The organism is Brachyspira sp. (genome assembly GCF_029258575.1).
In the GTDB taxonomy this organism is placed as follows: Bacteria; Spirochaetota; Brachyspiria; order Brachyspirales; family Brachyspiraceae; genus Brachyspira.
Map to the genome: position 1 here is coordinate 1 of NZ_JARHYI010000042.1, position 12,563 is coordinate 12,563.

Here is a 12,563-nt window from a genome sequence, read left to right on the forward strand (position 1 = left end):
ATAATAAGTCAGCAATATTTTTTTGAGTTGATGAGGTTGATTTCAAATCATTAGTATAATTATTTGTAATGTTTTGATTGATAACGGCAGTATTATTTATAGTTGTAGGGGCATTAAAAAATGATGCATATAAAAGTATAAGAAAAAATATCAAAGCTATGAAAAATGTCTTTTTTATATTATCTTCATTTATATTAAATAATGCCGTTATAATACCAATGACTATAAATATATATTCATAGGTATTTTCAATGTATTTTATTATAAAAAATCCTGATACTCCAAAAAATGCTATTACTAATATTATAATTATACCTAGACCTAAACTATTATAACTATAACTATTAACAAAGAACTCATCAAAGCTAAAATCTCCTTTAATCAAAAGTAATATTAAAAACACTATTATAAAAGAGCATAAAAATAATGCTGACATTCTAAATAAATCATTTTCTGGTATATTGATTTTGTATATTAAATTAAAAATAATCTCTTTCATAAATATTTCTTATATCTCCTTAATGTTTGAACATATTTGCAAGTAGTAAACTGACTATGATTCCTTCTGCTATACTCAAATATTCTTTGGCAGTTATAATATTATATTTTAACATAAGGTTTGATTATATTTTGAATTTTATTAAAAAATACAATCACTTTTTATTCAAGTGATTGTATTTTGGGTATTGTTTTATTTTTTATTATATATTATCTTGATATATTTGTATTATATTATATTAAGAGTTTTTTGTCAATACCCTGTATACCTTTATTTGTTTTTTAGTTTTGTAATAATTTTAAGATAAAAAAATAGTTTATATGAAATTAAACAAGATTAATTATTTTTTATCAAAAATTATATTTAACTTATATTGTAAAGTTACAAGAGAATAAATATATCCGAATGGTATAAAAAGAAGTATAGCTAATACAATTGCATTTTCTCCGTAACTATCCAAATCTGCCTTTTTACTCATATCATTGAAAACTATAGTAGCATATTTATAAAACCAATATACTGTAAATAATCCGCAGGTTAAAACTGATAAAATAGCTGCTAATGAAGGATTTAAATATTCCTTCTCCATATATTTATTAATATCATTTGAAGTGATATAAATCCAATATATATTGTATATTCCGAATGTTATTAATGATAATATAGATATTAATAATAAAGATTTAGGTTTAAAGTTTTCCATTAAGTTTCCCTAATAAAGATATTTTATATATTTTAATATAAAAAAATATATAAATCAATTATAAATTTTCAGTATAAATTCCGCTTGCAATGTTATATATATTATAGTATCATATAGAATATAATAATTATGTTAATGTGGTGTTTAATAATAAATGTTTAATAAGAAAAAGAATCAAGAAAATAATAATACCGTGAAGAAGAAAAAGTCCAAATTAAAGAAACTTATATTAACTATTCTTATAATATTCTTATTTATTTCTGCAGCAGTTAGTATAGTAGGAATATACTTTGTTGGAGGGGTATATAAAGATTGGGTTGCTAGAAGAGATCAAAGTATGTCCATGCTTGAAGAATATTATGATATAATAGTTATTAGAGGCAATGAAAAAAGGATAAGATATTTTAATCCTTTAAATCCTTTCGGAGATTCTCCGCCTACAAAGATATACGATAGGAATAATATATTGATAGGAGAGTATATGCCTCCTTCTTATGAGGTTGTTAATGTTGATGATATCAATCCTTTATTGGAGCAGACTTTACTCTTAATGGAAGATCAAAAATTTTATTCACATAAAGGTATAAACTATTTTAGAACAGCCTATCTTGGAATAAGAACTATTTTGACAAGAAAGATAATAGGCGGAGGTTCAACTCTCACTCAGCAATTAGCCAAACTTCTATTTACTAAGAGTGAAAGAACTATAGAGAGAAAACTTTTTGAAATGTTCGCTGCAAGAGAAATAGAAGAAAAATACACTAAAAAAGAAATTTTGGCTATGTATTTTAATACGGTTTATTTAGGAGATGGAAATTACGGATTTGAAGCAGCCGCTAATCATTACTTTAATAAACCATTAAGACAATGCAGATTATTAGAATATGCTATACTTGTAGGAATGCTTCCTAATCCTTCATACTATTCAATAGTTAATAATCCAGATAATAGCAGAAGAAAGGTAGAGCAGATACTTTCTAGATTGGTAAAAAACAATATAATAGATAAAAAAACTATGCAGGAGGAGCTTGAATTATTTGATAAGGAATATACAAATATCAGCAAGCAGGTAAAAGGTGCTCAATGGAAAATGACAGTTAATAGAGCACCTTATGTAAATGAATATGTAAGACAGGAATTATTAAATTATTTTAATAAAGATGAACTTGCATTATCAGGTTTAAAAATATACACAACAATAAATGAGAGATATTATAGAGTTGCCGATTCTGTTATGAAACAAAATATAAGAAATTTACAGGCAAGTTCTTCCAATAGAAGTTATCAAGGAGCAATGGTATCAATAGACCCAAAAACAGGCGGTATACTCGTGATGATAGGAGGAGACGGATACACATTGCAAAATCAATTCAATAGGGCAGTTCAGGCAAAAAGACAAATAGGAAGTGTAATTAAGCCTTTTATTTATTTATATGCATTTGAAGGTGGAGCACAGCCTTTTACTGCTATGCTTGATACTAATTATACTTATCCTCAGGGAACAGGAAAACCTGCATACTCACCTAGAAATTTTGACAGAAGGTATAGAGGCGAAATAACTTTAGAAACAGCATTATCAAAATCTGTTAATACAATAGCTGTGAAATTATTAAATGATATAGGACTTTCTTATTTTATAGAACATTCAAGGGAATTTTTTGGAGAAAATGCTTATATACCTAATGCTTTATCTATAGGTTTGGGTACTATGGAGATGAGTCCTCTTGATTTGGCATCTGCTTATAGTGCTTTGGCTAATGGTGGTATTAAATATGAACCTCATATAGTAGATAAAATTATAGATATGGATGGTAATGAACTTAGTGTTACTGCTTTAGTGGATAGAACTCCTCATAAAATAAGTGCTACATCTCCTTCTTCATATTATTTTTTGAATACTACTTTACAAAAGGTAATAGCGCCAGGAGGAACTGCTTATAGAAGTGCCAATACTTATGGTTTTAATTATCCTTCATATTCGGCAAAAACAGGTACTACAAGCGAGCATAGAGATAATTGGTTTGCCGCCTATAATGATGAAATAGTTACGATTACTTGGATAGGAAGCGATAGAAATGATTTACTTCCAAATAATGTTACAGGTGGAGCTACTACTGCTTTGGCTACATTTCAATATCTTGATGCTGTAACACCTTCATCTAAAAGAAAATTTAATTGGCCTGTACCTGATGATATTTTAATAGTTGAGATTTGTCAGGATTCAGGACTTCCTAGAAATCATACTTGTGTAAATATAGCACCTCTTACATTTGGAGGTAATGTTGATTTATCTACTCAATGTCCTATAGATCATATAAGAAGCGGTACTAAGAGAAATAATATTACTACTAATGATGATATGTTAGAAGATGAAGGGGAGTTATATTATACTCCTTTAGATGCTAATACTAATAGTTATGAGAATAATCAAAAAACTAATGATGTAAATAATAATAATTATCAAAACAATAATTATTATCAAAATAACAATAATATATACATGCTTCCAGAAGATAATATAGAAGATCCTAGTCTTGGAAATATAAGAAGTTAATTTATTATCATATAATTAAAACTTTATTATCATTTACATAATAAAATACTTACTTGTATATGAAAAAACAAAAAAAATATAATTTTTTTATTTTTATTTATGAAAAATTTTTGTTTTAATATAAAATATATAATATAAATTTGCGTTATAGTTTTAAGGAGAGATATGGTTAGTTTTTTTAAAAGTAAGTCCACAGAAGCCAGAAGAGATTTAATTCTTCATGGACCTATTACTAATACATTAATAATGTTATCAATACCAACTTTGATTATGAGTTTGGTTCAATCTTTAATTCCATTAATGGACGGACTTTTTCTTAATAATATTGCGGGAACTATTGTAGCAAGCAGTGTTCATTTTGCCGAGCCTATAATCAATATGATGACAGCATTATCTCAAGGTTTAGGCGTTGCGGCTATGGCTATAGTTGGACAGTATAATGGCTTGGGTGATTTAAAAAATGCTAAGAGAATATCTACACAAATAGTTGTTATAGGAGTATTATTTGGTATTGCTATGGGACCTACACTTTATATTGTAAGTATATTGGTATCGGCTAATCTTCTTCCTGATATTAAAGAAAATGTATTTAGATATTTATCTTTATATAGTTTTGTTATGCCTATGACATTTTTGGCTGCTTTGTATAATGGTATAAAAAATGCTAATGGTAAGCCTGAAGCTACTCTTATAAGAAGTATTATATTATTGCTTTTAAAAGTATTATTTAATTTTGTATATATTTATTTATTTCGTTTGGGTATAGTTGGAAGTGTATTAGCTTCATTTTCTACTTATGCTATAGTTACAATTTGGATGTATTATGATTTATTTTTAAAGAAGGGTGATGATACTTTATCTTTGAAAGATTTTAAATTTGATGCTTCAGTATTAAAAGAGCTTATGATTATAGGTATACCTTCTATGCTTACAACTTTTTTAACTAATTTAGGTTTTTTCTTGATTAATACAGAAGTTGAAAGATATGGTGCTGCTGTATTAAATGGACAGGGTATATCCAATAATATTGTTAATATATGTTTTAATATGCCCGCTGCTTTCGGTTCTGCTGTTACAACTATGGTTAGTATGAATATAGGTGCTAAATATACTGATAAAGCTAGAAAGTCATGTTATACTGGAATTATAATGTCTGTTATTACGGCGATTGTACTTATTAGTATTGTTATACCTCTTACGCCTTATCTTACTGGACTTTTTACTAAGGAGGCTAAAGATTTATATGTTGCTAATAGGTCGCTTCCTATATATGCTTTTGGTGTATTGGGCTTTGGTGTTGCTATGGTTGCTAATGGGGCTATGATTGGGCTTGGAAGAACTAGAATACCTCTTATAATTAGTATATTAAGAATATGGCTTTTAAGATTTATATTTATACTGTTAACTACTAAGTATTTATCATATTGGTCAGTATTTTGGGGCAATTTATTTTCTAACACTGTGGCTGGAATTATAGCATTGATTATAATACTTAGAGTTCCTTGGGTATCTGTTATTAATTTGAAGACTCAAAATAGTGCTGTTCTTAGGGCTAGGCTTTTTATAGATTCTTTGGGGGCTAAATTATTTCCTAGAAATATTGGTATGAGAAAAGATTATGTTATCAAAATGAGAGAGAAATTAAGTAAAATTAAAGATCCTGTAAAATTGGTATTATTCCAAGAGAAAGAGATGGAAAAAATAGAGAGAATGCAAGAAATTGAGGAAAAGGCTAAAAAACGCGAAGAGATGAAAAAATTAGAGAGAGCTGAGTGGAGAATGCAATTAGAGGAGATGAAAGAGATAAGAAATAAGATGAATGAAGAGCGTCAAAAATATAATGAAGATCGTAAGAGAGAAAAAGAAGTTAAAAAAATGCAGATGAAGCAGGATTTGCAGGCTAGAAGGGAAGTGAGACATAAATTAAGAGAAGAAAGAAATATTGAAAGAGAAAAAAGAAGAGAAGAGAGAAAGAATTTAAGAAATAAAAACGGAGGTAGTAGTAATTAAAAGCTGATGGAAATTATCATGAATAATACAACTTTAATTATATTAATAGCAGGAAGTTCAAAAAGATTTGGCGGTAAAATAAAAAAGCAATTTATTAAAGTAGATAATAGACCTATATTTATACATAGTTTAATAAGTATGCTGAAATTTAATTTTAATAATGTTATTTTGGTAAGTGCTGAAGAAGAGATAAATAATATAAAAAAATATATAGAAAAAGAACCTTTAATAAAAGAAAAAATAAAAAAAAATATGCATTTTATTAAAGGTGGAGATGAGAGAGTTTATTCCGTATATAATGCTATGACTTTTTTGAATAATCATAGAGATGATATTAAAACTGATTATGTATTTATTCATGATGGGGTTAGACCTTTAGTTAGTAAAAATGAAATTAAATCTCTTTGTGAAATGGTTTTTGAATATGATGCTGCAATATTGGCTTCTAAAGTTGTTGATACTATAAAAAAAGTTGATAAAAATAATAATATAATAGAAACTATTGACAGAACTTATCTTTATAGAGCTGCTACTCCTCAAGGATTCAAATTTGATAATTACATGCTTGCAATTGATAAGTATATTAATGATAAAAATGCCAATTTGGTTACTGATGATGCTGAGATATACAGCAGATATTTTGGGGAAGTAAAGGTATTGGAATGTTCGGCTAATAATATAAAAATTACCAATAAAGAAGATTTAAATATTTTTATTAAAATGAAATAAAATTATATATATTAATATTTGCTTTTTTTTTTATTAAATGGTAAAATTTCCAAATCAAGTTATTAGGGGATATCCATTTGAAGTGTAGCATTTGTGGTAAAGAAAAAGCGGTATTGCATATTCAAGAAATTATAGGTAATGAACGCAGACAAATTAATATATGCAAAGAGTGTGAAAGAAACGGAAATATTATAGAGAAATGTTTAGAATTAGAATTTAATAACATTGATACTATATTTCCTAATTATAAATCATTGCCTTCTAAAAAGAAAAAAAAGAATAAGTCTGATTCTAATAAAGTGTGTAAAGTTTGCGGATATTCTTTAGATGATTTTATTAGAACAGGAATTGTATCATGTCCTAAATGTTATGAATATTTTAAATCAGATCTTAATAAATCTATTAAAAAAATACATAGAGAAAATAACCATATAGGTAAAATATCTAGGAAAAATTTAACTAATATAGATATAGAAACTAAAATAAATAAATATAAAGAAGAAATAGAACTTTTAATCAAAATAGAGAAGTATGAAGAAGCTGCTTTGATAAGAGATAAATTAGAGCATTTGAAGAAGGATTTAATATCTAAAAAAACTAAGAGCGAAAAAAAAGATGTCCGTTAATAATATAGCAAATTGGATATATAAAAAAGGCGAAGATGATAATATAGTATTATATTCTAAAATATCCATTTATAGAAATTTAGATAATATTAGATTTTTTCACCATATGGATAAATATGATTTTAATAAAACATACTCTATGTTAAAAACTAATATAGAAGAATTAAATCTTAATTTATCATATATGAAACTCATCGATATGCCTCCTATTAGCATTAGAATGCTTATAGAAAATCTTACATTACCTAGTAATAAAAATATAGTTCATGCTTCATTGTTTACAGATGATGATGAAGAATTATCATTATTAATTAATTCAAATGAGCATTTAGAAATTCAAACTATAGCAAGAGGATTAGAATTAGAAAGTTGTTTTAATAAAGCATATTCTATAGAAAATTCTTTAGATCAACATTTAGATTTTGCCTACGATAAAAAATTTGGATTTTTAACAAGTTCTCCAAATATAGTAGGTACTGCTTTAAAGGCGGAGGTTTGTATAGCTGTTCCATGTCTTGTTTGGAAGACTCCTGATAATATTGATTATATTATTAATGAATGTAGTAAGAAGGGATTGGATGTTAATCTAAAAAATGGAGTTTTGAGTATAAGTAATGGCTTTATAATAGGAGTTACTGAAAAGTTTATAATTGATAATGTGATTGAAAAGGTTAAAGAGATATCTGAAAAAGAAAAAAAGATTAGAAATAGAATAAAAAAATTAGATAGAGTTAAAGTTGAAGATAGAATATTTAGAAGCTATGCTATATTATCATCTGCGAGATCTTTAAAATATAGAGAACTTGTTAATTATAGTTTATGGTTAAGATTGGGTATTTATTATGATATGATTGATAATATAAGTTTGGATACACTATATTATATGACATCGGTTGGAAAATCAAGCCATTTAAAGCAATTATATGAAAACAGAGAGTACTATAGAAATATAGATGAAATAAGGGCAAATGTTATAAGAGATATATTACAAAAATAAATGTTTTTTATTTCAGTAAATTTATTTCTGTATTATAGTTAAATTTAAATTTCATTTTACTTACTGAAAATGTTAAAGTTATATCTCCATTGCATTTCAAACTTTCTGATTTTATAGCATCAATTGCCGTTTCAAATATATCTGCATATTTTGCATTAAATTTTATATTAATATCTTTATAAGAATTGGAAGGTATTTTTATAATTTCGCCATTTTCCTCTGAATTAGAATTGGCAAATACTTTACCAGAATTATTTATTAAATTGATTTCTATTTTTTCTATAGGAAGTTCAAACGGCAGATTATTTTTTATTTCTATCAATACATTCAAAGTAATATCTTTAAGGCTAATATTATCTATGGAGCCACTTTTTATTGTTATATCAGGTTTATATTTTTCTATATACTCTCTTGTATATGTTTTTACCCTGCTGCATGATATTAAAAGAATCATTAAAAAAATAGATATTTTAATTATTTTCATAATTTCCTTTGATTATAAACTGCCGTTATAATTGTTATTCTTTAAATGTTAATTCTTTAGTATAAGGGAATTCAAATCTCATACCATATACTGTAAATGTTAAAGTGATTTTTGCTTTGCATTTAAAGCTTTTTGTTTTTATGGCATCGAATGCTGTTGTAAATATATCTACATATTTAGCTTTAAAATTTACATTAATATCTCTTGCCTGATTAGCAGGTATTTTCAATGTTTCTACAGATTCTGCTGTTGTGAATGTTTTTCCAGAAGTATTAATGAGATCTATTTTTAATTTATCTACTGGAATTTCAAAATCTAAATTATTTTTTACTTCAAGTAATGTAGTTAAAGTAATATCTTTAAAAGTGATATTTGATATAGATGCTTTTTTGATTTTTATATCAGGTTTATGCTGTTCTATATAATTTCTTGTTATTTTTATTGCTGATGACTGCAATGTTTCGCATGAAGTTACTACTATCATTATAATGGATATTGATATTAAAGCGATAATTTTTTTTATCATAATATTTTACCTTTTATAGTTATTTGTTTTATAAGAAAAAAGTTACAACCTAATCGATTAGATTGTAACTTTATATAAGAATTATTCAAATATTAATTATCCCAATCTTAAATTACATTCATGTTCTTCTTTTTTGTACATAGCCTGTCTTTTCATAAGAAGATCAAAATCTATTAAATGTCCGTCAAATTCAGGACCTTCAACGCATGCAAATTTAGTTTCTTCTCCAACTTTTACTCTGCAGCATCCGCACATTCCTGTACCATCTATCATAATAGGGTTTAAACTAACTGTAGTAGGAATATTATATTTTTTAGTTAGTAAAGATACAAATTTCATCATAATAGCAGGACCTATTGCTATAACTTCAGAGATTTTTTCACCTCTTTCGTATATTCTAGTAATCATATCAGTAACAAGTCCTTTTTCTCCATAGCTTCCATTATCAGTACATATTAGCACTTCATTAGATATTTTTCTCATCATATCTTCCATAATGATAAGTGATTTATCTCTAGCACCTAATATAGATATAGTTTTATTTCCAGCCTTGTGATGAGCTTCCATAATAGGATGTAAAGGAGCAATACCAACACCTCCTCCAACACCTAATACTATTCCATCTTTCTTTTCTATATGAGTAGGCTGTCCTAAAGGTCCTATAACATCCATTATTTCATCGCCTTCTTTGAGTTCCATAAGTTTGGCAGTGGAATATCCTACATTTTGAGTTACTATCATAATAGTACCTTCTTTTTCATTTGCATCTGCTATAGTAAGTGGAACTCTTTCGCCTATTTCATCTAGTCTGAATATCATGAAATTACCAGCTTTACGATGTTTAGCTATATCTGGAGCTAATACCTGCATCATAAAAACTTTTTCTGACCATTGTTCTCTAGCTACTATTTTATATCCCATAATTAACTCTCCTTAAAAAATACAAAATTATTATTCAGCAGATGAAGAAGTATTTTCTTCTGCTGTTTTAGCTTCATCAGCAGTATTTTTAATTAAATCAGAATGTTTAGGTATTTTTACGCCCAATCTCTCAACCAAACGAGCTTTTTTACCAACTTTCTTTCTAAGGTAGTATAATTTAGCTCTTCTTACTTTAGCTTTTCTTATAATATCAACATGATCTATTCTAGGAGAGTTTAAAAGGAATATTCTCTCAACACCTACACCATAAGAAATTTTTCTAACGATAAAACTTTTATTGATACCTTTACCGCGAATAGAAATTACAGTGCCTTCATAAGCCTGTAATCTTTCTCTGTCGCCTTCTATGATTTTTACCCATACTTTTACTGTGTCTCCTATTTCAAAGGGTAAAATAGCTTCTTTTTTATATTTTGCTTCTACTAATCTTAACTGTTGATCCATTTAATATCTCCTAAATATTTTATTTATATTAATTTTTTATTTGCAATTTTCAAAATAAACAAATTTAACATTGTAAAATACATCTTTTATATTCTATCATAATATATTAATTTTATCAAGTTAAATTAATAAATAAATTTTATATTAATCTTGGAGATTTTCTAAAAATATTATTTTAGAACCAGATACCGACCAATTTATGCTGTTATTTTTTTTGTATATCATTTCAAACATAATTTTGCCAGCATTATAACCTTCCAAAAATATCTCTTCCATTACGGTGAAAGATATTATACCAGATTTTATTAAATTTTTTATACTATTTGCCATACCATGAGTTACTATTTTTTTACCTTCCAATATGCTTTTATCTATTATATCATAAATTTCCTGTGCATATCTATTTATATATATACCTTTTATATCATTTTTTGAGCAAACTTCTTTTATAGTATGTATGCTGTCTTCTATATTACCACAATAAATAGGACCTACAATATCTATATATGTATTTCTTATTCTTTTCAAAAAGCCTTTTAAATACATACCTGAAGAAATTTGATCATCTCCATTATCTATTATAAGAAGTTTTTCATCTTTCCTCAAAATATTCGATACTATACCTGCAACTATAGAACCCTGCACTATATGATTAGGACCTACATGAGGTATGTTTTCTGATAATCTAGTTCCTATGGATATTATATTAATTTTACCGAAATACGGCTGTAAAATTTTATATACAGTATCTTTATTTAATGGAGTGATTATTAATCCACTTACATTATCCGCATCATCTAAAATATTTTTTAAAATTTCTATTTGTTTATCAGGAGAATGTATTTCTGTAGCTGTAATTTTGACATTATAATTATACATAGAATATTCTTTATGAATAGTATTAAGTCCTCTTATAATCTCACTTGTATAAAATTCATTAAAAGAATCTGCTATTAAACAATGAACTATATTTTCTTTTTGATTTGCTAAAGAACTTCCTATGTAATTTTTTTCATAATTTAATTCAGATGCTAATTCTAATATTTTTAATTTAGTTTCTTCTTTGATGAATTCGCTTCCGTTTATAGCCCTAGCCACAGTAGTTCTGCTTATACCCAATATTTTTGCTATTTCTTTCTGTGTAACTCTTTTCAAATTCTTCAATTCTTTAAAATCATTTTTATTTTTTATTCCATCACTCATAATACTTTATACTATCCAAATATTTAATAAAATTTTCCATTTCAATTATAAAAAAAGTTATAATTTTTGCAAATATAATTAATGAATTATATTAATTTATTTAAATATTATTGGAAAATATGACTAGTTTGTGCTATGATATTGGTGCCTGTTTCAAATTTTAAGAATGGAAATTTTCCCATTATACCAGCTATTATACTAGAAGGCGGAGTAGTAGTGAGTTTATTATATTCCAATACATGATCATTATACAAAGATATAGATTTTTTTTCATCTTCTATTATAGGTTTCATCTCATTCAAGGCTGTTATATAGTTTTGATTAGTTCTTAATACAGGATAATTTCTTGCTGTATAATTGATTTTATTTATATTTTCAGTGATTCTTGCCTGTATATACTGATATTCTTGAAAAGTTAATGGTTTTTCTATCAAAGTAGAATCAGCTTCTATTAGCTTTATTCTTTCTATATAATTACTTAATGCATACAATGTGTATATATCTATTTTTGGTATAACCGATACGGCATTATAATAATTTTCTGTTGCTGTATTTTTTCTATAATATATTTCAATTATTGAATTTAGAGACTCTCTTGATAGTCTTTCTTCTGTGAGAATAGATTCTTTTATTGATGTAGTGGATACTATCATAAATATGCTTATAGCTATAATGTTTACTATAATAAATATTATGGCTACTGCTGAGCCTCTCATCTTATTATATATCTCCTTTTGTTTATAAAAATTATATATTATAAATTTCGTTAATTCAAATTTATAAAACAGTAAAATATATAATTATGTGATAAATATAGACTTAAACATAAATGTTTTACCTTGACTT

The 12,563-nt window shown here is 26.1% G+C and carries 13 protein-coding genes; 5 read left to right on the plus strand and 8 right to left on the minus strand.

Annotated features, from left to right (window positions below):
* Both Q1J76_RS03235 and Q1J76_RS03240 read right to left on the minus strand, forming a co-directional pair.
* Nucleotides 1-499 (minus strand): hypothetical protein (locus Q1J76_RS03235; protein ID WP_300366709.1); only part of this gene is annotated, 499 nt, incomplete at its 3' end.
* 340 nt (nucleotides 500-839) lie between these two features.
* On the minus strand, nucleotides 840-1,202 hold the full coding sequence (locus Q1J76_RS03240; protein ID WP_300366712.1) for a DUF4234 domain-containing protein: 363 nt from the start codon (nucleotides 1,200-1,202) through the stop codon (nucleotides 840-842).
* Nucleotides 1,203-1,356: 154 nt separating this feature from the next.
* On the opposite strand from Q1J76_RS03240, the gene Q1J76_RS03245 reads away from it, so the two are divergent.
* The 5 genes from Q1J76_RS03245 (at nucleotide 1,357) to Q1J76_RS03265 (ending at nucleotide 8,118) form a co-directional block, all read left to right on the plus strand.
* Nucleotides 1,357-3,756: a transglycosylase domain-containing protein gene (locus tag Q1J76_RS03245; RefSeq protein ID WP_300366714.1), complete on the plus strand. Its 2,400-nt coding sequence runs from the start codon at nucleotides 1,357-1,359 to the stop codon at nucleotides 3,754-3,756.
* A 165-nt stretch (nucleotides 3,757-3,921) separates the two neighbouring features.
* Complete coding sequence (locus Q1J76_RS03250) at nucleotides 3,922-5,766, plus strand: MATE family efflux transporter (RefSeq protein WP_300366717.1); 1,845 nt, start codon at nucleotides 3,922-3,924, stop codon at nucleotides 5,764-5,766.
* 18 nt (nucleotides 5,767-5,784) lie between these two features.
* Entirely contained in the window at nucleotides 5,785-6,495 is a 711-nt protein-coding gene (gene ispD, locus Q1J76_RS03255) for a 2-C-methyl-D-erythritol 4-phosphate cytidylyltransferase (protein WP_300366720.1), read from the plus strand.
* A gap of 77 nt (nucleotides 6,496-6,572) precedes the next feature.
* Nucleotides 6,573-7,121, plus strand: coding sequence for an excinuclease ABC subunit B (locus tag Q1J76_RS03260; protein ID WP_300366723.1), 549 nt, complete (start codon nucleotides 6,573-6,575; stop codon nucleotides 7,119-7,121).
* On the plus strand, nucleotides 7,111-8,118 hold the full coding sequence (locus Q1J76_RS03265; protein WP_300366726.1) for a guanido phosphotransferase: 1,008 nt from the start codon (nucleotides 7,111-7,113) through the stop codon (nucleotides 8,116-8,118). Before Q1J76_RS03260 ends, Q1J76_RS03265 begins: the two co-directional genes overlap by 11 nt.
* Nucleotides 8,119-8,125: 7 nt before the next feature.
* On the opposite strand, the gene Q1J76_RS03270 is transcribed toward Q1J76_RS03265, so the two are convergent.
* The 6 genes from Q1J76_RS03270 to Q1J76_RS03295 all read right to left on the minus strand — a co-directional run bounded on the left by Q1J76_RS03270 (nucleotide 8,126) and on the right by Q1J76_RS03295 (nucleotide 12,433).
* On the minus strand, nucleotides 8,126-8,602 hold the full coding sequence (locus tag Q1J76_RS03270) for a hypothetical protein (RefSeq protein WP_300366729.1): 477 nt from the start codon (nucleotides 8,600-8,602) through the stop codon (nucleotides 8,126-8,128).
* A gap of 34 nt (nucleotides 8,603-8,636) precedes the next feature.
* Entirely contained in the window at nucleotides 8,637-9,128 is a 492-nt protein-coding gene (locus Q1J76_RS03275; RefSeq protein ID WP_300366732.1) for an LEA/WHy family protein, read from the minus strand.
* Between the two features lie 96 nt (nucleotides 9,129-9,224).
* Entirely contained in the window at nucleotides 9,225-10,049 is an 825-nt protein-coding gene (locus Q1J76_RS03280; RefSeq protein ID WP_300366735.1) for a sulfide/dihydroorotate dehydrogenase-like FAD/NAD-binding protein, read from the minus strand.
* 30 nt (nucleotides 10,050-10,079) lie between these two features.
* Nucleotides 10,080-10,514, minus strand: a complete 435-nt coding sequence (gene rplS / locus Q1J76_RS03285) for a 50S ribosomal protein L19 (protein WP_300366738.1) — start codon at nucleotides 10,512-10,514, stop codon at nucleotides 10,080-10,082.
* Nucleotides 10,515-10,658: 144 nt separating this feature from the next.
* Entirely contained in the window at nucleotides 10,659-11,717 is a 1,059-nt protein-coding gene (locus Q1J76_RS03290; protein WP_300366741.1) for a LacI family DNA-binding transcriptional regulator, read from the minus strand.
* 107 nt (nucleotides 11,718-11,824) lie between these two features.
* Complete coding sequence (locus tag Q1J76_RS03295) at nucleotides 11,825-12,433, minus strand: LemA family protein (RefSeq protein WP_300366744.1); 609 nt, start codon at nucleotides 12,431-12,433, stop codon at nucleotides 11,825-11,827.
* Between the last annotated feature and the right edge of the window lie 130 nt (nucleotides 12,434-12,563).

Excerpts from the sequence above, each read along its gene's own strand:
- Q1J76_RS03240 (WP_300366712.1), bottom strand. The coding sequence starts at position 1,202 with ATGGAAAACTTTAAACCTAAATCTTTATTATTAATATCTATATTATCA.
- Q1J76_RS03245 (WP_300366714.1), top strand. The coding sequence starts at position 1,357 with ATGTTTAATAAGAAAAAGAATCAAGAAAATAATAATACCGTGAAGAAG.
- Q1J76_RS03250 (WP_300366717.1), top strand. The coding sequence starts at position 3,922 with ATGGTTAGTTTTTTTAAAAGTAAGTCCACAGAAGCCAGAAGAGATTTA.
- ispD (WP_300366720.1), top strand. The coding sequence starts at position 5,785 with ATGAATAATACAACTTTAATTATATTAATAGCAGGAAGTTCAAAAAGA.
- Q1J76_RS03265 (WP_300366726.1), top strand. The coding sequence starts at position 7,111 with ATGTCCGTTAATAATATAGCAAATTGGATATATAAAAAAGGCGAAGAT.
- Q1J76_RS03270 (WP_300366729.1), bottom strand. The coding sequence starts at position 8,602 with ATGAAAATAATTAAAATATCTATTTTTTTAATGATTCTTTTAATATCA.
- Q1J76_RS03275 (WP_300366732.1), bottom strand. The coding sequence starts at position 9,128 with ATGATAAAAAAAATTATCGCTTTAATATCAATATCCATTATAATGATA.
- Q1J76_RS03280 (WP_300366735.1), bottom strand. The coding sequence starts at position 10,049 with ATGGGATATAAAATAGTAGCTAGAGAACAATGGTCAGAAAAAGTTTTT.
- rplS (WP_300366738.1), bottom strand. The coding sequence starts at position 10,514 with ATGGATCAACAGTTAAGATTAGTAGAAGCAAAATATAAAAAAGAAGCT.
- Q1J76_RS03290 (WP_300366741.1), bottom strand. The coding sequence starts at position 11,717 with ATGAGTGATGGAATAAAAAATAAAAATGATTTTAAAGAATTGAAGAAT.
- Q1J76_RS03295 (WP_300366744.1), bottom strand. The coding sequence starts at position 12,433 with ATGAGAGGCTCAGCAGTAGCCATAATATTTATTATAGTAAACATTATA.